This window comes from Promicromonospora sp. NPDC060204 (assembly GCF_042728455.1).
GTDB lineage: Bacteria > Actinomycetota > Actinomycetes > Actinomycetales > Cellulomonadaceae > Promicromonospora.
The window spans coordinates 1-21908 of record NZ_JBHWZO010000090.1; the positions used below are offsets into that span (position 1 = coordinate 1).

At 73.6% G+C, this 21908-nt stretch carries 20 protein-coding genes; 11 read left to right on the top strand and 9 right to left on the bottom strand.

Features of this window, described 5'->3' with window-relative positions; genetic code table 11:
* The first annotated feature begins 165 nt into the window (after window positions 1–165).
* On the top strand, window positions 166–4107 hold the full coding sequence (locus ACFWEJ_RS13520; protein WP_377229715.1) for a BTAD domain-containing putative transcriptional regulator: 3942 nt from the start codon (window positions 166–168) through the stop codon (window positions 4105–4107).
* 91 nt (window positions 4108–4198) lie between these two features.
* On the opposite strand, the gene ACFWEJ_RS13525 is transcribed toward ACFWEJ_RS13520, so the two are convergent.
* The 5 genes from ACFWEJ_RS13525 to ACFWEJ_RS13545 all read right to left on the bottom strand — a co-directional run bounded on the left by ACFWEJ_RS13525 (window position 4199) and on the right by ACFWEJ_RS13545 (window position 8419).
* Window positions 4199–5020 (bottom strand): ABC transporter permease, encoded by an 822-nt coding sequence (locus ACFWEJ_RS13525; RefSeq protein ID WP_377229716.1) that lies wholly within the window; start codon window positions 5018–5020, stop codon window positions 4199–4201.
* Entirely contained in the window at window positions 5017–6021 is a 1005-nt protein-coding gene (locus ACFWEJ_RS13530) for an ATP-binding cassette domain-containing protein (protein WP_377229717.1), read from the bottom strand. Before ACFWEJ_RS13530 ends, ACFWEJ_RS13525 begins: the two co-directional genes overlap by 4 nt.
* Window positions 6022–6140: 119 nt before the next feature.
* Window positions 6141–6899 (bottom strand): hypothetical protein, encoded by a 759-nt coding sequence (locus ACFWEJ_RS13535; protein WP_377229718.1) that lies wholly within the window; start codon window positions 6897–6899, stop codon window positions 6141–6143.
* Window positions 6900–6902: 3 nt separating this feature from the next.
* Complete coding sequence (locus ACFWEJ_RS13540; RefSeq protein WP_377229719.1) at window positions 6903–7709, bottom strand: ABC transporter permease; 807 nt, start codon at window positions 7707–7709, stop codon at window positions 6903–6905.
* Window positions 7706–8419, bottom strand: a complete 714-nt coding sequence (locus ACFWEJ_RS13545) for an ABC transporter ATP-binding protein (RefSeq protein ID WP_377229720.1) — start codon at window positions 8417–8419, stop codon at window positions 7706–7708. The genes ACFWEJ_RS13540 and ACFWEJ_RS13545 overlap by 4 nt, the downstream gene beginning before the upstream one ends.
* Window positions 8420–8549: 130 nt before the next feature.
* Here ACFWEJ_RS13545 and ACFWEJ_RS13550 point away from each other — a divergent pair, with 130 nt between their 5' ends.
* Window positions 8550–9317 (top strand): sensor histidine kinase, encoded by a 768-nt coding sequence (locus ACFWEJ_RS13550; protein ID WP_377229721.1) that lies wholly within the window; start codon window positions 8550–8552, stop codon window positions 9315–9317.
* A 261-nt stretch (window positions 9318–9578) separates the two neighbouring features.
* Entirely contained in the window at window positions 9579–10391 is an 813-nt protein-coding gene (locus ACFWEJ_RS13555) for a response regulator (protein ID WP_377229722.1), read from the top strand.
* 73 nt (window positions 10392–10464) lie between these two features.
* On the opposite strand, the gene ACFWEJ_RS13560 is transcribed toward ACFWEJ_RS13555, so the two are convergent.
* From ACFWEJ_RS13560 to ACFWEJ_RS13575, 4 genes are all read right to left on the bottom strand, one after another.
* Window positions 10465–11388: a heme A synthase gene (locus ACFWEJ_RS13560; RefSeq protein ID WP_377229723.1), complete on the bottom strand. Its 924-nt coding sequence runs from the start codon at window positions 11386–11388 to the stop codon at window positions 10465–10467.
* 141 nt (window positions 11389–11529) lie between these two features.
* On the bottom strand, window positions 11530–12744 hold the full coding sequence (locus ACFWEJ_RS13565) for a S8 family peptidase (RefSeq protein ID WP_377229724.1): 1215 nt from the start codon (window positions 12742–12744) through the stop codon (window positions 11530–11532).
* 164 nt (window positions 12745–12908) lie between these two features.
* Entirely contained in the window at window positions 12909–13703 is a 795-nt protein-coding gene (locus tag ACFWEJ_RS13570; RefSeq protein WP_377229725.1) for an ABC transporter permease, read from the bottom strand.
* Window positions 13700–14776 (bottom strand): ABC transporter ATP-binding protein, encoded by a 1077-nt coding sequence (locus ACFWEJ_RS13575; protein WP_377229726.1) that lies wholly within the window; start codon window positions 14774–14776, stop codon window positions 13700–13702. The genes ACFWEJ_RS13570 and ACFWEJ_RS13575 overlap by 4 nt, the downstream gene beginning before the upstream one ends.
* 222 nt (window positions 14777–14998) lie before the next feature.
* Between ACFWEJ_RS13575 and ACFWEJ_RS13580 the strand changes: the two genes are divergently transcribed.
* From ACFWEJ_RS13580 to ACFWEJ_RS13615, 8 genes are read left to right on the top strand one after another with little or no spacing between them, the layout of a single operon-like run.
* Complete coding sequence (locus tag ACFWEJ_RS13580; protein WP_377229727.1) at window positions 14999–15787, top strand: helix-turn-helix transcriptional regulator; 789 nt, start codon at window positions 14999–15001, stop codon at window positions 15785–15787.
* The gene (gene sufB / locus ACFWEJ_RS13585) at window positions 15787–17223 is read left to right on the top strand and encodes a Fe-S cluster assembly protein SufB (protein WP_377229728.1); all 1437 of its coding nucleotides are present in this window, start codon (window positions 15787–15789) and stop codon (window positions 17221–17223) included. The genes ACFWEJ_RS13580 and sufB overlap by 1 nt, the downstream gene beginning before the upstream one ends.
* A 1-nt stretch (window position 17224) precedes the next feature.
* On the top strand, window positions 17225–18442 hold the full coding sequence (gene sufD, locus ACFWEJ_RS13590) for a Fe-S cluster assembly protein SufD (protein WP_377229729.1): 1218 nt from the start codon (window positions 17225–17227) through the stop codon (window positions 18440–18442).
* Complete coding sequence (locus ACFWEJ_RS13595) at window positions 18439–18783, top strand: non-heme iron oxygenase ferredoxin subunit (protein ID WP_377229730.1); 345 nt, start codon at window positions 18439–18441, stop codon at window positions 18781–18783. Before sufD ends, ACFWEJ_RS13595 begins: the two co-directional genes overlap by 4 nt.
* 32 nt (window positions 18784–18815) lie before the next feature.
* Entirely contained in the window at window positions 18816–19586 is a 771-nt protein-coding gene (gene sufC / locus ACFWEJ_RS13600) for a Fe-S cluster assembly ATPase SufC (protein WP_377229731.1), read from the top strand.
* A 30-nt stretch (window positions 19587–19616) separates the two neighbouring features.
* Window positions 19617–20945, top strand: coding sequence for a SufS family cysteine desulfurase (locus tag ACFWEJ_RS13605; RefSeq protein ID WP_377229732.1), 1329 nt, complete (start codon window positions 19617–19619; stop codon window positions 20943–20945).
* Between the two features lie 31 nt (window positions 20946–20976).
* Entirely contained in the window at window positions 20977–21456 is a 480-nt protein-coding gene (sufU, locus tag ACFWEJ_RS13610; protein ID WP_377229733.1) for a Fe-S cluster assembly sulfur transfer protein SufU, read from the top strand.
* 10 nt (window positions 21457–21466) lie between these two features.
* Window positions 21467–21844, top strand: a complete 378-nt coding sequence (locus tag ACFWEJ_RS13615) for a metal-sulfur cluster assembly factor (RefSeq protein WP_020012947.1) — start codon at window positions 21467–21469, stop codon at window positions 21842–21844.
* The last annotated feature ends 64 nt before the right edge of the window (window positions 21845–21908 follow it).

Below are 21908 nucleotides of genomic sequence, written 5' to 3' on the forward strand. Positions count from 1 at the left end.
CGACACCGGGTCGGCACAGGCCTGTGCCGACCTCGACGCAGACTGCCGACCTCACAGGGGACTGCCGACCTGAACCTGGCGACCTGAGCCCTGGCGACCTGGCGCACCGGCCTCTGGCGGGAGTACAGCGGCGTCGGCCCAGGTGCACCGCCTAGAGTGGCGCGCATGCAGCACGTCAACTCCGGCCCCCCGACCGGAGCGCCCGGGACGGACCCGGTCGTGGCGGTTCTCGGGCCGGTGGCCGTGCTGTCCGACGCCGGTCCGGTCGCGCCGCGCGGCACCCGCGCCGCCGCCCTCCTGGTGCTGCTCGCGCTGGCCGCACCCCGGACAGTCACGGTGTCGTCGCTGGTCGACGCCCTGTGGGCCGACGACCTGCCGGCCAACCCCCGCGCGGCGCTCCAGAGCCTTGTCTCGCGGCTGCGCTCGCTCGGCCCGGACGTCGTCCGGTTCACGTCCGCGGGGTACGCGCTCGGGGGTCCGAGCGACCTGGACCGGGCGCGCGCGGCCGTGACGGAGGCGCGCGATCTCCTCGGGTCCGTGCGTGTCGCGGGGCCGGACGGCGGTGTGCCGCGCGGTGCGGCCCATGCTGCCGGCGCGGCCGCCGCGCCCCACAGCGTGGTCGGCACTGTCGGGGCGCCCCCTGGCGACGCTCTGGGCGGTACCCCGGGCCTGCTTCGCCGGGGCGCGGTCGGCGTGCCCGGCGACGTGCGCGGCGTGCCCGGCGAGACGTCCGGCGTGCCCGGTGTCGACGCACCCGGCGACGGTGCATCCGACGACGGCGTGACCCGGGCCGTCGCGGCGGCCGCCGTCGTCGACGCCGCCCTCGCGCTCTGGCGCGGCGAACCGGGAGACGCGCTGGACGACGCGACACCCGGCCTCGCGCAGGAGCTGCGGGACACCGCCGGACGGCTCCGCGACGAGCTGACCAGCCTGCGTCGTCGGGCCGCCGTGGCCGCGGGGGACGCCGCGACCGTGACCGTCCTCGGCAACGCGGCCCTGGCCGCCGACCCGCTGGACGAGGACGCGGCGCGCGACCTCATGACGGCGCTCGCGGCGACGGGGCGTCCCGACGAGGCGGTGCGCGTGTTCGGGCGGCTGCGGCACGCCCTGGTCGCCGAGCTCGGCACCGACCCGGCGCCGGACCTCGTGGCACTGCACGCGCGTATCGCCGCCGACGCCGCGGGGGCTGCCGCCGGAGGGGTGGCCGCGAGCGTGGCCCGCCGCTCCGCGGCGGTCGGCACCTCGCCGTCCGACGCCTCGGACGGCAGCACCCCGACAGGCGACGGCCCGGCCGTCGTCTCGGCGTCCGGCACGCCGGCCTCCGCCGCACCCCGGCCCGGAGCCGGCCGGTTCGTGCGCGGGCTGCGCGCCGCCGCCACGCCCCTGATCGGGCGGGCGGACGACGTGCGCGCCGTCGTGGGCGAGCTGACCCGGCACCGGCTCGTGACGATCCTCGGCGCGGGCGGGCTCGGCAAGACCCGGCTGGCCCAGGAGGTGGCGCGCACGATCGCGGAGGACCGGGCCGCGACGTCGTCGGGCCCGCTGGACGGGCTCTCGATCGCGGTCGCGGAGCTCGCGGGCGTGCGCACCGACGACGACGTGGCGCTCGCGATCGCCGACGGCCTCGGCGTGTCCGCGGTGGGTTCCGCGCGCCTGTCCGACCGGCTGCTCGCCGGCGACCTGCACGACCGCATCGTGGAGCGCGCCCGCACCGCCCGCACCCTCCTCGTGCTGGACAACTGCGAGCACGTGCCGGACGGCGCCGCCCGCTGGGCGGACGTCCTGCTCTCCGCCGCCCCCGGCCTGCGGATCCTGACCACGAGCCGCGCGCCCCTGCAGGTCGCTGCCGAGCAGGTGTACCCGCTGGCGCCGCTCGCCTCGGGCGGTGCGCGGGGCGGGGCCGGCGCGGGCGCTCCGGACGGCGCGAGCCCGTCCGGGACCGGACGCGGCCCGGCCGTCGAGCTGTTCCGGCAGCGGGCGCTCGCGGCGCGGCCCGGGGCGCAGCTGCCCGACGCCGTCGTCGCCCGGCTCTGCGACCGGCTCGACGGGCTGCCACTCGCGATCGAGCTGGCCGCCGCGCGCGTGCGCACCCTGTCGGTCGAGGAGATCGAGCGGCACCTCGACGCCCGGTTCGCCCTGCTGCGCGGCGGCGACCGGACCGTGCCCGACCGGCATCGCACCCTCGAGGCCGTCATCGAGTGGAGCTGGAACCTGCTGGAGCCGTCGCAGCGCGAGCTGTGGCGCCGCGTCTCCGTGCTGCCCGACGGGCTGTCCGCCCACTCGGCCGCCGCCCTGGGCCGCCTTGACACGCACCCCGAGGGGACGGCACCCGACGGGGTGGTCCCGCTCGACGTGCTCGACGACGTCGACGGGCTCGTGACGCAGTCCCTGCTCGTCGTCGAGGAGGACCCAGGGCTGCCGGGTCGCGGCGGGCCCGGGGGAGCACGCCGGCCGGCCCCGGTGCGGTACCGGATGCTGGAGACGGTCCGGGAGTTCGGCCTGCTGCGGCTCGCCGAGGCCGGCGAGGACGACGCCGTCCGCGACGCGCTGCTGAGCTGGGGCAAGGGCGTGGCGCGCTGGTGCACGTCCCGGCTCCTCGGGCCGGAGCAGGTGGCCGCCGTCGACCTGCTGCGGCGCGAGCACGAGAACCTGCTGTTCGCGATCCGGGAGGCGGCGCGCGCGGACCGGCCCGACGTCGTCGTCCACGGTTTCGTCGCGCTCGGCGGCGCGTGGACCCTGCGCGGCGCGGAGGAGCGGGCGGCCGACCTGGCGCCCGCCGTCCTCGACGCGGTCACCGGCCGGACCGTCCCGGCCGCGGACGCGGACGTGACCGCGCTCGCCCTGGCCTACGCGGCGGCCACCACGGCGTTCTCCGGGATCACGGGGAACCTGCGGGCCCTGGCCCGGCTCAAGCGAGTGTTGCGCGACCACGGCGACGCGGTGGGCCCGCGGACCCGTGCGGTGGCGAACATGCTGCTGGCGCCCGCACCGGGTGCGGTCCTGGACCTGCGCGACTCGGACGACCCGCTCATCGCCTTTCTTGCGCACCTGGTCGCGTCGCAGGAGGCGGAGAACGCCGGACGGCTGGACGAGGCGCTCGACGGTGCGGAGCGGGCCTACCACCTGGCCCAGGGCATCGGCGACGTCGCCAGCCGGGCGGGCGCCGCGATGTTCCTGGCCACCACGGCGTTCGGGGCCGGGGACACCCGGACCGCGAGGCACTGGTCGCGCGTGGCGCGGGAGGGCCTGACGGTGATCGGTGCCGACGGCGCGATGCGGCAGCTCGACTGGGTGGACCTCGGCACCGCCATCGCCGACGGCGACCTGGCCGGGGCCGAGCAGATCTGCGCGCGGGTCGAGCGGTCCGCACAGGATGCGGACCAGTCCGAGCGCGGGGGCGACGAGTCGCGCGCCGTGGTCCGGGCGGGCCGGGCCGAGATCGCCTGGGTGCGGGGCGACGTCGCCGGAGCGCTCGACCTGTACGAGCAGGCGGTGAACGTGTTCGCGGACCTGCCGGGCGTCGCGGACGACGGCGTGGCGCCCCCCGGCCCGGACTCGCCCGCGGTGCGCGCCGTCGGGCCGCCGCCGGCCGGGCGCGGGGACCCGTCCCCGGCCGCGCCCTGGGCGGTGATCGTGGGGTCCGCCTGGATCGTGCGGCTCGTCGACGCCGGGCAGGACGCGCGGGCGCGGCAGGTGGCCGACGTCGTCCGGCGTCGTGCCGTGCGGCTGTACCGCGAGTGGATGCGCCACGTGGCCGACCACCCCGTGCTGGGCACGGTGTGCCTCGCCGTGGGCGCGGTGCTCGCGGCGGGGCCGCGGGACGATGGGGCTGCGCTTCCTGGCGCGGATGCGGGGTCTGATGCGGCTGTACCTCCCGGCGCGGCCGGCGGGTTGGAGCTGCTCGCCCTGGCCGAGGTGCTGGGCTCGCGGCAGGACTTCCTGGCGCTGCGGCGCGAGCCCGTCCTCGCCGCGGCGGCCGACCGGCACGGGGCCGGAGCGGTGGCGGCGGCGCGGGCGAGGATCGCGGCGATCCCCCGCGAGGACCTCGCGGAGCGCGCCCTGACCACCCTGGAGACCCTGCCGGCTGTGGCCCTCGCCCATCGCTAGCAGGACGTCGAACGTAGGGATCGTCGGCCCATGAGCGGTCATGGACCGACGATCCCTACGTTCGACGCCGCGCCGGCCTCGGCTGCCGGCCTCAGGCCTTGCGGAGGTAGCTGCGGACCGCGATCGGGGCGAAGATCACCACGACCACTGCCGCGCTCAGCAGCGTCCAGCCCACGTCGGCCGTGACCAGGCCCTCGTTCGCGAGGGACCGCACGGCCGAGACCAGGTGGGACACCGGGTTGACCTGGACGAACGCCTGCATCCAGCCCGGCAGGGTGTCGACCTCGACGAACGCGTTGGACAGGAAGGTCAGGGGGAACAGGACCATGAACGAGACGCCCTGGACGAACGTGGCCGACCGCGCGATCACACCGATGTAGGCGAAGATCCAGCTCAGCGCCCACGCGCAGACGATCACGAGCAGCCCGGCGAGCACCACGCCGCCGAAGCCGCCGCCGGGCCGCCAGCCCATGACGATGCCGGTCAGGAACGTGATGGTGGTCGCCACGAGGTAGCGGACGGTGTCGGCGAGCAGGGCGCCGGCCAGCGGCGCGATGCGCGCGATCGGCAGGGAGCGGAACCGGTCGAACACGCCCTTGTCCATGTCCTCGCGGAGCTGGACGCCGGTCACGACCGAGGCCGTGATGACGGTCTGCGCCAGGATGCCGGGGATGATCAGCGGCAGGTAGGCGCCGACGCTGCCGGAGACCGCGCCGCCGAACAGGTACGTGAACATCAGCGTGAAGATGATCGGCTGGAAGGTCACGTCGATGAGCTGCTCGGGGGTGTGGCGCACCTTGAGCAGGCCGCGGTAGGCCATGGTGAACGACTGGGAGACGGTGGCGGCCAGGCCGACCCGGGGGGGCTGGATCGTGGCGGTGTGCGGTGCCGGGGCCAGGGTTGCGGTGCTCATGCGGTCACCTTCTCGGTGTCGTTCCGGGTGTTTTCGGTGCTGCCGGCGGCGGGGGCGTCGTCCGACGCCGCGTGGCCGGTGAGGGTGAGGAAGACCTCGTCCAGGCTCGGCTTGTCGAGGCTGACGGAGTCGATCGGCACCCCGGCGTCCCGGAACCGGACCAGCAGGTCGGCGACGGCCTCGGCGTGGGGGACCGGCACGGTGATGCGCAGCCCCTCCGGCGCGACGACGCCCGCGGCGCCGAAGACCTGCTGGACCAGGCTGAGCGCGGTGCCGAGGTCGCCGGCCTCGGCGAGCCCGACCTGGAGCGACTGGGCGCCGACGGTGGACTTGAGCTCGTCGGCGGTGCCCTCGGCGACGACCGTGCCGCGGTCGATGACCGCGATGCGGTCGGCGAGCTGGTCGGCCTCGTCGAGGTACTGGGTGGTGAGCAGCACGGTGGAGCCGTCCGCGACGAGGCGGCGGATCGTGTCCCACATCTGGTTGCGGGTGCGCGGGTCCAGGCCCGTGGTGGGTTCGTCCAGGAAGATGAGCGGCGGTCGGGCGATCAGGCTCGCCGCCAGGTCGAGCCGGCGACGCATGCCGCCGGAGTAGTTGCGCAGCGGCCGCTTGGCGGCGTCGGTCAGCGAGAACTCCTCCAGGAGCTCGGCCGACTTGGCCCGCGCGGCGCGCGCCGACAGCCCGAGCAGCCGCCCGAAGACCACGAGGTTCTCGGTGGCGCTCAGCGTCTCGTCGACCGACGCGTACTGGCCCGTCACCCCGATCAGGGAGCGGACGGCGGCGCCCTCGCGGGCGATGTCGTGGCCGAAGATGCGGGCCTCGCCGCCGTCGGGCCGCAGCAGGGTGGCGAGCATGCGGATGGTCGTGGTCTTGCCCGCGCCGTTGGGCCCGAGCACCCCGTAGACGGTCCCGGTGCGGACGGTGAGGTCGACGCCGTCCACGGCGCGGTTGTCGCCGAAGATCTTGACGAGGCCCTGTGCCTCGATCGCGTTCGTGTTCATGCCCCCAGCGTGCGGGGGCCCGCTCGCACGGGACTGTCAGACCGCTGTCACGAGTTGTCACGGGCTGTCACGGGCTGTCCCGCGCCGCGTCATGGGCCGTCACGCGCTGTCATGTGCCGTCATGGGTCGCGCCGGACGAAGAGCACCGTGGCGAGGGTGCCGACCAGGGCGATCCACGCGAGCATCACGAGGGCTCCCGTGGCGGCCGTGAGCACCTCGTCGGCCGGGGCGTAGAGCTGCGCCGCCGCGCGGTCGGGGAGCCAGCGGGCGTGCTCGGAGAGCGAGGCGAGCAGCGGCGACACGATCAGGACGAGGCTCAGCGTCCCGACGAGCGCCGGTACCGGGCCCCGAACCAGCAGTGCGATCGCGTGGCTGAGCAGCCCGATCAGGACCAGGTAGGCGACCGCGCCGAGAACGGGCCCCGCATCGATCCTGCCCGCCGCCACCGGGGCGTCCGTCAGGTACGCGGTGACGGTGGCGGCGCCCAGCAGCCCGCCGACGGCCGCGGCGGCCGTGAGCGCCGCCGCGACGAGCGTGGCGACGGTCTTGCCCGCCAGGAGCATTCCCCGGCGCGGAACTGCGGCGAGCGTGGTGCGGAGTTGGCGTCCCGCCAGCTCGTGGGAGACCGGGAGGACGCCCAGCAGGATCAGGCCGGTCTGCACGAACGGCACGGCCTGGGCCAGGACGTCGGTGGTCGAGATGCCCGTGGTCGAGACGCCGGTGGTCGAGACGGCCTCGCCCTGCGTTGCGGCCGCCGAGGCGGTCAGCGCCGCGGCGAGGGCGACCCCCACCACCGCCGTGGCCACGGCGACAAGAACGACGGCCGGGAGCGTGCGGAGCTTGTCGAGCTCGGCGGCGATGATGTTCGGCAGGCGCACGGTTCACGCGTCCCGTCGGGAGAACACCACGCCCGCGACGGCGAGCAGCCCGGCCGTCCACGCCGCCATGACGAGCGCGCCGGGCAGGACGTCCAGGCCGCCCTCCACCGTCGACAATCCGCCGAAGAGCCTCCGGCCGGCCATGTCGGGCAGCCAGTGGGCGAGCGGGGTGACGTGCGTCAGCAGCAGGGAGAACGACACCAGCGAGCTGTTCGTGACCAGCACGACGAGCGGGACGATCCCGCTGCGGGTCAGCACCGTGACCGCGAGGGCGAGCAGGGCGGTCAGCGTCCAGTAGAGGCCGGCACCGGCGGACCGGGCCGTCGCCTCGTCCCACCCGACCGCTGCGTCGGACCCGCTCGGCCCGCCGGACGTGTCGCCGATGATCAGGCCGGCCAGGGCGACGCACACGGATATCGTGACTGCCGCGGTCGCGACCACCAGCAACAGCACGCTCAGCGCCTTCGCGACGAGCAGGCGGACCCGGTGCGGGCTCGCCGCCAGGGTTGCCGTGATCTGGCGTCCGCCGCCCGCGTCCGGGCTGTTCGCGGCGTACTCGCTGCTGATCGCCACCACCCCGATCACGACGGCGCCGACCGTGCCAAGCGGGACCGCCGCGTAGCCGGTCTCGAAGGCGGACTGGAACGCCCGCGCCCCCTGTGCGCCCGAGTCGAGGGCGGCCCGGGCGCCGAACGCGTTGAGCACCGTGATGCCCGCCGACCCGACCAGCGTGCCCGCGGCGGCGAGCCCGCTCGCGGGCAGGGTCACCGTCTTGCGCAGCTCGCCGAGGAGCGTGTTCAGGAAGCTCATCGTGCCGCCTCCTGGCCGCCGCCGGTGAGCGCGAAGAACGCGTCCTCCAGACTCCGGTGCCCGGCGGTCACCGCGTCCAGCGTCCCGGCGGCCACGACCCGGCCGCCGGCGATCACCACGAGATCGTCCGCGATCCCCGCGACCTCGCCCATCAGGTGGCTGGACAGCAGCACCGTGCCCCCGACGTCCGCATGGCCGCGCAACAGGCCGCGCATCCAACGGATGCCCTCGGGGTCGAGCCCGTTCACCGGCTCGTCGAGCACGAGCACCTCCGGCTCACCCAGGAGCGCTGTGGCCAGGCCCAGCCGCTGCCCCATGCCGAGCGAGTACCGGCCGACGCGGACCCGCCCCGAGCCCGCGAGCCCGACCAGATCGAGCACCTCATTGATGCGGCGGCCCGGTATGCCGTTGCTCCGCGCGACCCACGCCAGGTGGTCCCGTGCGGTGCGCGACCGGTGCGCGCCGGACCCGTCGAGCATCGAGCCGACCGTGCGCAGCGGATCACGCAGGCTCCGGTACGGACGCCCGCCGACCAGGGCACGGCCGCCGTCGGCGCGGTCCAGGCCGAGCAGGATCCGCAGGGTCGAGGACTTGCCGGCCCCGTTGGGGCCGAGGAACGCGGTGACGCGACCCGGCCGGGCGGCGAAGCCGACCCGGTCGAGGACGGTACGGGGACCATGACGTTTGACGAGCTGTTCGATCAGGAGCATGCCCCCATCCCAGCGGCCCGCCCCCGCGAGGTCATCGGCCCCAGGTCCGGACTTCGCGCGTCGACTCGGCCCGTGGTCCGTCAGACCCAGGTCCGATGTGCGGCGGCGGGCGGAAACCTAGACTCGGGCGATGGACTCGACCGCCCGCCCCGAACTGCGCTCACGTGCCTGGCTGACCGCCACCATCGTGCTCGCAGTCCTCGGCCTGTCGCTGGCCGCCACGGGCGTCCAGCAGCCCGTCGCCGTGCTGGTCACGGTGCTCGGGGCGGCAGGGATCGCCCTGGGCGTGATGGTCTGGGCGCTCGTCCGCACGGGCCGCCAGCGCCGCGCCTACGAGGACGACCTGACCGCCTGGGCCGCCGAGCGCGCCGCCCAGGCCGAGCGGTTGCGCATCGCGCGCGACCTGCACGACCTCGCCTCCCACGGGCTCGGCCTCATCACCGTGCGCGCCGCGGCCGCGCGCATCCTGACCGGACCCGCCGGCGAGGTGGAGCACGCCCGGGCGCTCGCGGACATCGAACGGACCGGCCGGGCGGCCACGACCGAGCTGCGCCGCATGCTCACGGTGCTGCGCACACCGGGCGGCGAGACGGCGCCGCTGCGACCGGCCGAGACGCTCACCGACCTGCCTGACGTCGTCGACTCGGCCCGGGCCAGTGGCGTCGCGGTGAGCCTGGAGCTCGGCGACCTCGGCGACGTGTCCGCCGGCGCGCAGCTGACCGTGTGCGCGATCGTCCGCGAGACGCTCGCCAACACCGCACGGCACCGTCGACGACGACGGCCCCGTGGTCGGCTGGCGACCCTGCCCCGGGGCCGGCCAGGGCCTCGTGGGTCTGCGCGAGCGGGTGGCTGCGCTCGGCGGCACGCTGCAGACCGGTGCAGCTACCGACAACGCTGACACCGACGATGCTGACGGTGACACGAGTGCCGGCAGCGACACGAGTGTCGGCACCAGCACGGGTGTCAGCACTGCCGGTGCCGACACCCGGGTCCGCGCCGCCGGGTCAGGGTTCCGTGTCGTCGCGCGTCTGCCAGACCATCCGGCCAGCAGCCTGTCCGGCAGCCCGGTTGGCAGCCTGTCCGGCAGCCCGTCCGGCAACCCGTCCGGCAGCCCGTCCGGCAGCCCGTCCGGCAGCCCGGCAAACAAGGACACCCACCGATGACGACCCCGGTCGGGGTGCTCGTCGTGGACGACCAGCCGCTGATCCGCCACAGCCTCCGGATCGTCGTCGACGGCGCGCCGGACCTCGCCGTGGTCGGCGAGGCCGGCACGGGAGACGCCGCCGTCGCCCGCGCCGCCGAGCTGCGACCTGACATCGTGCTCATGGACATCCGCATGCCCGGCGGCGACGGCATCGACGCGACCCGCCGCATCCTCGCCGACCCCGGGCCCCACGAGACCCGCGTGCTCGTGCTGAGCATGTTCGAGCTGGACGAGTACGTCCATGCGGCCCTGCGCGCCGGCGCGAGCGGGTTCCTCCTCAAGGACGCCGAGCCCGAACGGCTCGTCGACGCGATCCGGCGCACCCATTCCGGCGAGTCCCTGTTCGCGCCGAGCATCCTCACCCGGCTCGTCGCGCACTACCTCGACCGGCCTGCGGCGCAGGCCCCAGGTCGGGAGGCGGTACAGGTCCCCGGCCGGGAGGCGGCGCAGGTCCCGGGCCGGGAGGCGGCGGAGGGTCCGGACCGGCTGAGGGCCCAGGACCCGGCCCCGGCCGCGACGGCACATCGCACCGCGCTACAGGCCCCGCAGGGACCGGGTGTCCTCACCGACCGCGAGACCGAGGTGCTCACCCAGGTGGGCCGGGGCCTCTCGAACGACGAGATCACCCGGGCGCTCACAATCTCGATGGGGACCGTCAAGACCCACATCGGCAGCCTGCGCGCCAAGCTGCATGCCCGCGACCGCGCACAGCTGGTCATCGCCGCGTACGACCACGGGCTGGTGGGCACCGACCGGAACGAGGCCTGACACCGATCGGCCCAGCCGACCGCCTGCCTCAGCCCACCGACCCCATCAGGACACCGTCACCATCAGGGCCCCGTCACCGCACCCGAGTCGTCAGCCACACCCGCGTCGTACCCGCGATGAGCGCCGCCGCGCCGATCATGTGCAGTCCGACGAGCAGCTCGGGCAGGTCGGTGAAGTACTGCACGTACCCGATCAGGCCCTGCGCCAGCGTGATGACCAGCAGGGTGACGGCCGCACGGCGTACCTCGGCCGGCCCGCGCCGGACCGCCACCAGGAAGGCGACCAGGACAGCCAGGAACACCCACACCGCGGCCGCGTGCCACTTGGTCAGGACCGCCGGGTCGATGGCGAACCGGTAGCCCACCTCGGAGTCGCCGCTGTGCGGGCCGGCTCCGGTGGTCAGCACGCCGAACACGACCACGACGGCGGTCAGCCCGGCCAGGGCCCACGCGAGGGTGCGCACGCGCGGCGCGACCACGAGCCGCGGGGCGCCGTCGCCCTCGCCGTGCCGGTGCAACAGGTACAGGGACACGGCGACCAGCGCGCCGGAGACCGCGAAGTGCAGGGAGACCCAGCCCGGGTGCAGGTGGAGCAGCACCACGATGCCGCCGATCAGCGCCTGCATCAGCACGCCCACGATCGGCGCCAGGCCGAGCATGCGGTAGGACGCGGTGCGCTTCAGGTCGGTGCACACCAGCACCGCGAGCAGCACCGCGATGACCCCGAGCACGCCCGTCAGCGTGCGGTTGCCGAACTCGATGTAGGGGTGCAGCGTCGTCGCCTCGTGGAACTGCGGCGTGAAGCTGCCGGGCTCGCACTGCGGCCACGTGGAGCAGCCCAGGCCCGAGTCCGTCAGGCGCACGGCGCCGCCGGTCCCGATGATGCCGATCTGGCCGATCAGGTTCGCGATCAGGACCGCGCGGGTCCAGTGGCGAAAGCGGTCCACGCGGCCGGGGAGCGCGTCGAGCCAGGAGACGGGGGCGGCGGGTGCGGTCACGGGTCCCACGCTAGTGCCCGACGACGGCGTCGCCTCCCGTGCTCGTCCCGGACCGGGTGTGATTCTTTGCCGACTAGCTGTCAGGAACGCCACAGGGGCCCCGGCGCGATGCCGGGACCCCTGCGTGACGAGGAGGAACCGTCAGAGGCCGCTGACGTTCAGCAGCAGGTTCGGCGAGCCCGTGCCCGGGTCGGACACGACGTCCGGCACGGCCGCACCGGTCAGGGCGTCGCCGACCTCGGCCGGCGTCGCGCCCGGGTTGCCGCCCAGCACGAGCGCTGCGGCGCCCGCGACGTGCGGCGTGGCCATCGAGGTACCGCTGATGGTGTTCGTGGCGGTATCGCCGGTGTACCAGGCCGACGTGATGTCGGTACCGGGCGCGAAGATGTCCACGCAGGTGCCGATGTTGGAGTACACGGCGCGGGCGTCCGTGTCCTCGGTGGCGCCGACCGTGAGAGCCTCCGGCGTGGAGCCCGGCGAGCCGTCGCACGCGTCGGCGGCGTAGTCGTTGCCGGCGGCCAGGGCGAAGGTGACCCCGTCCGCGACGGCCTCGGACACGGCGTCGTTCACGGCCTGCGAGAAGCCGCCGCCGAGCGACATGTTGGCCACGGCCGGCTCGCCGGCCTGGTGGTCGGCCGTCACCCAGTCGATGCCGGCGATGACGCCGTCGTAGGTGCCGGAGCCGCTGCAGTCCAGCACGCGGACCGCGACGAGCGAGACGTCCTTGGCGACGCCGTACGACGAGCCGCCCACGGTGCCCGCGACGTGCGTGCCGTGGCCAGCGCAGTCGGTGGCGTCGTCGTCGTTGTCCACGGTGTCGGTGCCGCTGACCGCGCGGCCGCCGAAGTCCTCGTGGGTGGTCAGGATGCCGGTGTCGACGATGTACGCCGTCACCCCCGAGCCCGAGTTCCCGTACGTGTACGAGTCGTCGAGCGGCAGGCTCTCCTGGTCGATGCGGTCCAGACCCCAGGAGGGGACCGGCGACTGCGTGTCCGTCGCGGTCATGACCCGGTTCTGCTCCACGTACGCGACGGACGGGTCCGCCTCGAGCCGCTCGGCCTGCGCCGCCGACATCGACGCCGAGAAGCCGCGCACCGCGTTGGTGTAGGAGCGCTGCACCTCGCCGCCGTACTCCTGCACCAGGCCGCTGGCCGCGGTGCGGACCTGGCCCTTGCTGACACCGCTGTCCTTGAGGACCACGATGTACGAGTCCTCGATCAGTGCGCCCGCGACGGGTACGGGTGCCTCGTCCGGAGCCGCCGAGGCCACGGCCGCTGCGGCCGGGGCCGCCGCGAGGGCGATCGCGATACCGGCACCGACGATCAGCCGGCGACGGTTGCTGAGAGTGGAAGTCACGCTGCCTCCCTGGGGAATGTAGGTGAAGTGGACCCTAAATGGGCAAATTTCACCCGCCAACCTCTCGAAAAGGTCATACCGCCCAGGTATGCGTGCGTGGTAAGTAGTTCCCCGGTCAGGCCCGGGTAGCGGTCAGCGCCGGCGGAATCAGCGCCGGTGAAGGCTCAGTGCCAGCGGAACAGGCGGGCCGCGCCCGCGCCGAGCGCCGCGGTCCAGGCCAGCAGCACCACCACGGAGAACGGGGGCACGGACCCGTACAGCAGCGCCCCGCGCATCGCCTCGCCCAGCGCGCCCGACGGCAGCAGCACCGCCACGTGCGCCAGCGGCCCCGCGAGCTGTTGCGCGGGCAGCAGCACGCCGCCGCCCACGGTGAGCAGCACGAGCACCAAGTTGGCGACGGCGAGCACGCCCTCGGCGCGCAGGGTCCCCGCGAGCAGCAGGGCCAGGGCGGTGAACGCGGCGGTCCCGAGCAGCACGGCGCCGACGACGGCGGGCAGCGCGCCCAGCTCCGGCCGCCACCCCAGTGCCACCGCGACGCCGCAGATGACGACCACCTGCACCACCTCGACGGCGAGCACGCCGAGCACCTTGCCGGCCAGCAGCCCGGACCGGCCCAGCGGCGTCGTCGCCATGAGGCGAAGCACGCCGTTGCGCCGGTCGAACGCGGTGGCGATCGCCTGCGAGGTGAACGCCGTCGACATCACGGCGAGCGCGAGCACGCCCGGCGTCACGAAGTCGACGCGCGAGAAGCCGTGCGTGTCCAGGTCGATGAACGACGTGCGCACCAGGGCGAAGAGCACCAGGACGGGCAGCACGATCGTCACGAGGAGCTGCTCGCCGTTGCGCAGGATCGCGCGGGTCTCGAAGGCCGCCTGGGCGGCGATCCGGCGCACGGCCGGCGCGGCGGCGGGCTCGACCCGTGCCGCGGCAGGCTCGACCCGCGTGGTGGGCGCGCTCATCGCAGGTGCCTCCCGGTGAGGTCGAGGAAGACGTCCTCGAGGGTGCGGCTGCCGGTGGTGACCGACCGGGCGAGCACGCCCTGCCCGGCGAGCCACGCGGCCACGGCGGCGACGGCGGCCGGGTCCACGGCCCCGGTCACGGTGTACACCCCGGCCTCGCCCTCGCCGACCACCCAGTCGCCCTCTCGTTGAGTGCTGGGTATCTGCGGGGTTTGGGCCTGTTCGGGCGACAAATGTCCAGCACTCAGCGAGTGGAGGGCGGTGCGGAGCGGGGTGAGGTCCAGGTTCGGGGTGGCCTCGACCCGGATCGAGCCCGGGCCCGCGCCGCTCCCGGACGTCAGGTCGCGGACGGTGCCCGACGCGATCACCCGGCCGTGGTCCACCACGTGCACGTGGTCGGCGAGGTCCGCGGCCTCGTCCATGAGGTGCGTGGTCAGCACGATGGCGACGCCGTCGGACCGCAGCTCGCGCACGAGGTCCCAGACGGCGCGCCGGCTCTGGGGGTCCATGCCGGCGCTGGGCTCGTCGAGGAAGACGACGTCGGGCCGCCCGACCACGGCCGCGGCGAGCGCGACCCGCTGGCGCTGCCCGCCGGACAGGCGGCGCACCGTGGTGCGCGCGAAGCCGTGCAGCCCGAGGCGTTCGGCGAGCTCGTCGACGGGGCGGGGCGTGGCGTACATGGCGGCGACGTGCCGCAGCAGCTCCAGGGCGCGCACCCCGGTGGGCAGCCCGCCGTCCTGCAGCATGACGCCGACGCGGGGGCGCAGTGCCCGGGCGTCGGCCACGGGGTCGTGACCCAGCACCCGGACGGTGCCGCCGTCGGGGGAGCGGAGGCCCTCGCAGCACTCGATGGTGGTCGTCTTGCCCGCGCCGTTGGGGCCGAGGACGGCGGTGACGGCGCCCGGGCGGGCGGTCAGGTCCAGGCCGTCGACGACGGCGCGGCCGTCGTAGCGTTTGACGAGCCCGCGCACCTGGACGGCGACCTCGTGGTCGGCACCGGCGGGGCTGGCTGTGGCGGCGTCCGCGGTGGCCGCCTGGGCGGGGTCGATCGCGGGCGCGTCGGACAGGGGCACCGCACAATCGTAGGCGGCGTCCCGCGCGGACGGCGTCGCCCGGCGTGACCTGGGGGTGGACCTCGCGTGTGAGATGTGTCGCGATCGACCACAACTGAGGGTCGCCTTCCTTGCGCATCTCGAATTAGGGAACAAGGATGTTCTCAAAAGCATTGGCGTCTACGAAGGCGTGCCCACCGGGTGAGGTCTGCCCCCGGACCGACGAATGAGGAGGTGACCAGCATGAGCGCACCGACACAGGTGTCCGCCGGCCACGCGGTGAGCCATCCGGCGAGCCACGAGACCGACGGCACCACGCGACGGCGCGTGCTCGAGCTCGTCGCCTCCCGCGGTCCGGTCACTGCGGGCGCGCTGGCCGCCGTCCTGGGCCTGACCGCCCCGGCCGTGCGCCGGCACCTCGGCCTCCTGGAGGAGGACGGCAAGATCACCGTCCACGAGGCCACGCCGTCGGGCACCCCCCGGCGCGGGCGCCCCGCGCGGCGGTACGTCGTCACGAGCGGCGGCCAGTCCGAGCTGGCGGGCGGTTACCAGGAGATCGCCCGGCAGGTGCTGCGGTTCCTCAAGGAGACCGGCGGCAGCCAGGCGGTGGCGGGCTTCGCCAAGGAGCGGTTCGACGCCGTCGCGCGCAGCTACGCACCGCACCTCACGGCGTCCGACGCCGAGGGCCGTGCCGCCCAGCTCGTCCAGCTCCTGTCGGCGGACGGCTACGCCGCCTCCGTGCGGCCGGTGCCGGCGCCGCTGACCGGCCCCACGGCCGGTGTCGTGGCGCCCGCGGTCCAGCTCTGCCAGGGGCACTGCCCGGTCCAGCACGTGGCCGAGGAGTTCCCCGAGCTGTGCGAGCAGGAGGCCCGCGCGTTCAGCGAGCTGCTGGGCTCGCACGTCCAGCGGCTGGCGACCATCGCCGGTGGCGCACATGCTTGCACGACCAACATCCCCGTGAACGTCTCCGCCCACCAGGGCGCGGGCGTCCCGAGGTCCTTCCCCGCGACGACCCCCACCGAAGGAAAGTGATGAGCGCAGAAACGCAAGCGCCAGAGCAGCGCTCCGACGATGAGATCATCGCCAGCATCGGCTCGTACGAGTACGGCTGGCACGACAGCGACGCCGCGGGCATGTCCGCGCAGCGCGGCCTGAGCGAAGAGGTTGTCCGCAACATCTCGGCTCTGAAGAACGAGCCCGAGTGGATGCTGAACCAGCGGCTCAAGGCCCTGCGCCTCTTCGGCAAGAAGCCCATGCCGAGCTGGGGCTCCGACCTGTCGGGCATCGACTTCGACAAGATCAAGTACTTCGTGCGCTCCACGGAGAAGCAGGCCACGTCCTGGGAGGAGCTGCCCGAGGACATCAAGGCCACGTACGACCGGCTCGGCATCCCCGAGGCGGAGAAGCAGCGTCTCGTCGCGGGTGTCGCTGCCCAGTACGAGTCCGAGGTCGTCTACCACCAGATCCGCGAGGACCTGGAGGAGCAGGGCGTCATCTTCGTCGACACCGACACCGGCCTGCGCGACTACCCGGAGCTGTTCCAGGAGTACTTCGGCACGGTCATCCCGTCGGGCGACAACAAGTTCGCCGCGCTGAACTCGGCCGTGTGGTCGGGCGGCTCGTTCGTCTACGTGCCGCCGGGCGTGCACGTGGAGATCCCGCTGCAGGCCTACTTCCGGATCAACACCGAGAACATGGGCCAGTTCGAGCGCACGCTGATCATCGCCGACGAGGGCAGCTACGTGCACTACGTCGAGGGCTGCACGGCGCCGATCTACACGTCGGACTCCCTGCACTCGGCCGTCGTCGAGATCGTCGTCAAGAAGAACGCCCGCGTGCGCTACACGACGATCCAGAACTGGTCGAACAACGTGTACAACCTCGTGACCAAGCGGGCCACGGCCGCCGAGGGCGCCACCATGGAGTGGGTCGACGGCAACATCGGCTCGAAGGTCACCATGAAGTACCCGGCGATCTACCTGCTGGGCGAGCACGCCCGCGGCGAGACGCTGTCCATCGCCTTCGCGGGCGAGGGCCAGCACCAGGACGCCGGCGCGAAGATGGTCCACGCGGCACCGAACACGTCGTCGTCGATCGTCAGCAAGTCCGTGGCGCGCGGCGGCGGCCGCACGTCGTACCGCGGTCTGGTGCAGGTGCTCGAGGGCGCCTCCCACTCCGCGTCCAACGTCCTCTGCGACGCGCTGCTGGTCGACCAGATCTCCCGCAGCGACACCTACCCGTACGTGGACGTCCGCGAGGACGACGTGTCCATGGGTCACGAGGCCACGGTCTCGCGGGTGAGCGAGGACCAGCTGTTCTACCTCATGTCCCGGGGTATGGAGGAGACCGAGGCCATGGCCATGATCGTGCGCGGGTTCGTCGAGCCCATCGCGCGCGAGCTGCCCATGGAGTACGCACTCGAGCTCAACCGCCTCATCGAGCTGCAGATGGAAGGGTCCGTCGGCTGACATGACTCTCACGACCGATCACTCGCGCGCTGTTGCCGACGGCGCCCACACCCACGGCGTCGGCGGCAAGCCCCAGGGCTCCCGCGCCGAGCGCCTCACCTCGTTCTCCCTGGAGGACATCCCCGTGCCCAACGGGCGCGAGGAGGAGTGGCGCTTCTCCCCGGCCGACCGCCTCCAGCCGCTGTTCCAGGCGGACCTGGGCTCCTCGGGCGTCACGGTCGAGGTGACCGCCGCCCCCGAGGTCAAGGTGGAGACCGTCGCCCGCGACGACGCCCGCCTGGGCACGGCCGGCAAGCCCGGCGACCGCACCGCCGTCACCGCGTGGAACGCCTTCGAGCAGGCCACCGTGGTGACGATCCCGGCCGAGGCCGTGGCCTCCGACGTCACCTCCGTGCGCCTGGAGGGCGTGTCCACGGACGCGACCGCGGCCCACGTGCTGGTCCGTGCCGAGCGGCACTCCGAGGCCGTCGTGGTCATCGACCACAACGGCGTCGGCTCGCTCGCCGAGACCGTCGAGATCGTGGTCGAGGACGGCGCGCACCTCACCGTCGTCAGCGTCCAGGACTGGTCCGACGGCGCCGTGCACGCCTCGTCGCACCGGGCCCGGATCGGCCGCGACGCGAAGCTCAAGCACGTCGTGGTGACGTTCGGCGGCGACGTCGTGCGCATCACGCCGGACGCCGAGTTCACCGCCGAGGGCGGCGACGTCGAGATGGTGGGCCTCTACTTCGCGGACACCGACCAGCACCAGGAGCACCGCCTCTTCGTGGACCACGCGGTGCCGGAGTGCAAGTCCCGCGTGACCTACAAGGGCGCCCTGCAGGGCTCCGGCGCGCACACCGTGTGGGTGGGCGACGTGCTGATCCGCGCGAACGCCGAGAACACCGACACCTACGAGCTCAACCGCAACCTGGTCCTCTCGGACGGCGCGCGCGCGGACTCGGTGCCGAACCTCGAGATCGAGACCGGCGAGATCGCCGGCGCCGGCCACGCCAGCGCCACCGGCCGCTTCGACGACGAGCAGCTCTTCTACCTCCAGGCCCGGGGCATCCCCGAGATCGAGGCCCGTCGTCTCGTCGTGCGCGGCTTCTTCGCCGAGCTCATCCACGAGATCGGCGTCCCGTCGGTCGAGGAGCGCCTGCTGGCCTCCATCGAGGCCGAGCTGGAGAAGTCGATGAGCGTGATCACCGGGGCACCGGCCGAGGCTCCGACCGCATGACCGCGCAGCTGGCCTGCATGACCGACGACCTGGGACCGGAGGAGGCGATGCTCGTGGAGCTCGACGGCGCCGACGGCGCCCCGGTCGCGGTCGCGGTGGCCCGCGACGCCGACGGCAACTTCCACGCCATCTCGGACGTCTGCTCGCACGGCGCCGTCTCGCTGTCCGACGGCGAGGTCGAGGGCTGCCTCGTGGAGTGCTGGCTGCACGGTTCCCAGTTCGACCTGCGGACCGGCCAGCCCGTCCAGCTCCCGGCGGTGCGCCCCGTGCCCGTCTACCCGGTGACCGTCGACGGCGAGCGTGTGCTCGTCGACATCGACGTGACCGTCCCCGTCTCCTGAACCACTGACTTCGCAACCCTGGAGTAACAGATATGCCCACCCTCGAGATCCGCGACCTGCATGTCAGCGTCGAGACCAAGGAAGGCCCCAAGCCGATCCTGCGCGGCGTCGACCTGACGATCGCCAGCGGTGAGACCCACGCGATCATGGGCCCCAACGGCTCGGGCAAGTCCACCCTGGCCTCGGCGCTCGCCGGCCACCCCAAGTACACCGTCACCTCGGGCACCGTCACGCTCGACGGCGAGAACCTGCTGGAGATGACCGTCGACCAGCGCGCCCGCGCCGGCCTCTTCCTGGCCATGCAGTACCCGGTCGAGGTCACCGGCGTCTCCGTCGCGAACTTCCTGCGGACCGCCAAGACCGCCATCGACGGCACCGCCCCCGCCCTGCGTACGTGGGGCAAGGAGGTCAAGGGCGCGATGGAGAACCTGCGCATGGACCCGGCCTTCGCCGAGCGCTCCGTGAACGAGGGCTTCTCCGGCGGCGAGAAGAAGCGCCACGAGATCCTGCAGATGGAGCTCTTCAAGCCGCGCTTCGCCATCCTCGACGAGACCGACTCCGGCCTCGACGTCGACGCGCTGCGCATCGTGTCGGAGGGCGTGAACCGCGCCAAGGCGAACACCGACATCGGGATCCTGCTGATCACGCACTACACGCGCATCCTGCGCTACATCAAGCCCGACTTCGTGCACGTCTTCGTCGACGGCAAGATCGCCGAGGAGGGCGGCTCCGAGCTGGCCGACCGCCTCGAGGAAGAGGGCTACGACAAGTACGTCGGCGCGAACGCGACGGCCACGGCCTGACCGACCGCTGAGGCACTTCGAGGGGACATGATGACCACCACCACCGTGCGACCGGGCGACCCGGCGCCGCAGGCCACGGAGAGCGGCTCGCTCTCCACCACCGAGCTGGCCGCCGTCCGGGCTGACTTCCCGCTGCTCGAGCGCACGGTGCGGGGTGGCCAACCCCTCGTGTACCTGGACTCCGCCGCCACGTCCCAGAAACCCCAGGTGGTGCTGGACACCGAGGTGGACTTCTACGAGCAGCGCAACGCCGCGGTCCACCGCGGCGCGCACCAGCTCGCCGAGGAGGCCACCGAGGCGTTCGAGCAGGCGCGCGCGGCGGTCGCCGCGTTCGTCGGGGCCGACGAGGGCGAGATGGTCTGGCAGCCGGGTGCGACCGCGGCGATCAACGTCGTGGCCTACGCCTTCTCCAACGCGACCCTGGGTCGCGGGGGAGAGGCCGCGGCCCGGTTCCGGCTCGCGCCGGGCGACGAGATCGTGGTCACCGAGGCGGAGCACCACGCCAACCTCGTCCCGTGGCAGGAGCTGGCCGCCCGGACGGGCGCCGTCCTGCGCTGGATCCCCGTGGCGGACGACGGCCGGCTCGACCTCTCGACCCTCGACGAGGTCGTCACCGAGCGCACCCGCGTGCTCGCCTTCGGGCACGTGTCGAACGTGACCGGCGCGATCGCGCCCGTGGCCACGCTCGTCGCGGCGGCGAAGCGGGTCGGCGCGCTCACCGTGCTCGACGCCTGCCAGTCCGTGCCGAACATGCCGGTTGACCTGCACGCGCTCGACGTCGACTTCGCCGCGTTCAGCGGGCACAAGATGCTCGGCCCGACCGGCGTCGGTGCCCTGTACGGGCGGCGCGAGCTGCTGGAGGCCATGCCGCCGACCGTCACCGGCGGGTCCATGGTCGAGGTCGTGACCATGGAGGCGACTACCTACGCGCCGCCGCCGCAGCGGTTCGAGGCGGGTACCCAGATGGTGGCCCAGGCCGTCGGCATGGGCTGCGCGGCGGAGTACCTCGGGGAGCTCGGCATGACGGGCGTGGCCCGGCACGAGACCGAGCTGGCCGCCGAGATGCTGAAGATCGCCGACATCCCGGGCGTCCGGGTGATCGGCCCGCTCGACACGGCCGACCGGCTCGCCGTGGTCTCGTTCGTGGTCGACGGCGTGCACGCGCACGACGTCGGGCAGGTGCTGGACGACAAGGGCATCGCCGTGCGGGTGGGGCACCACTGCGCGCAGCCGCTGCACCGCCGGTTCGGCGTGGCCGCCACGGCGCGCGCCTCGGCGTCGGTCTACACGACGGTCGAAGAAGTTGTCGCCTTCCGGGAAGCGTTGGCGGGGGTCCGGGCGTTCTTCGGAGCAGAGTGATTTCTTCGGTGAGATCTAGAAAGGCAGCGTCGTGAGCACGCTCGAGCAGATGTACCAGCAGGTGATCCTGGACCACGCGAAGCACCCGGTGGGCCGTGGGCTCGTCGACGTCGCGTCGGTGGAGGGACATCTCGCGGGGGAGTCGCACCAGGTGAACCCGACGTGCGGTGACGAGGTGACCCTCCGGGTCGACGTCACGCCGGAGGGCTCCGTGGCGGGCGTCTCGTGGGAGGGGCAGGGATGCTCCATCTCGCAGGCGTCCGTGTCGGTCATGACCACGCTCGTCGAGGGCGCCGACCTCGCCGAGGTGGCGCGGCTCGACGGCCTGTTCCACGACCTGATGTCGTCCCGCGGCAAGGGCCTGGGCGACGACGACGCCGAGGACGCCCTCGGCGACGCGACCGCCTTCACCGGCGTGTCGCAGTACCCCGCCCGGATCAAGTGCGCGCTGCTCGGCTGGGCGGCGCTCAAGGACTCGCTGGCGCGCAGCGGCGCGCTGGCCACGAGCTGAGGAGAGACCGATGACTGAGGCGAGCACCGACGTCGGGCAGGATGCCCCGGCCGCTCCGGCGGAGGGCGTGGGCCCGTCGCCCACCACCGTGGTGGACGTCGAGGAGGCCATGCGCGACGTGATCGACCCCGAGCTGGGCATCAACGTCGTGGACCTGGGCCTGATCTACGGCATCCAGGTGGACCAGAACAACCACGCGACCATCGACATGACGCTCACGTCGGCGGCCTGCCCGCTGACCGACGTCATCGAGGACCAGAGCGCCCAGGCGCTCGAGGGCCTCGTGGACGGGTTCCGCGTGAACTGGGTCTGGATGCCGCCGTGGGGTCCGGAGAAGATCACGGACGACGGCAAGGAGCAGCTCCGGATGCTGGGCTTCAACGTCTGAGGGCCTTCCGGGTTTCCGGCTGATCCTCTGATCAGCGGAAACATGGCTTGACCTGCGGTTTCGC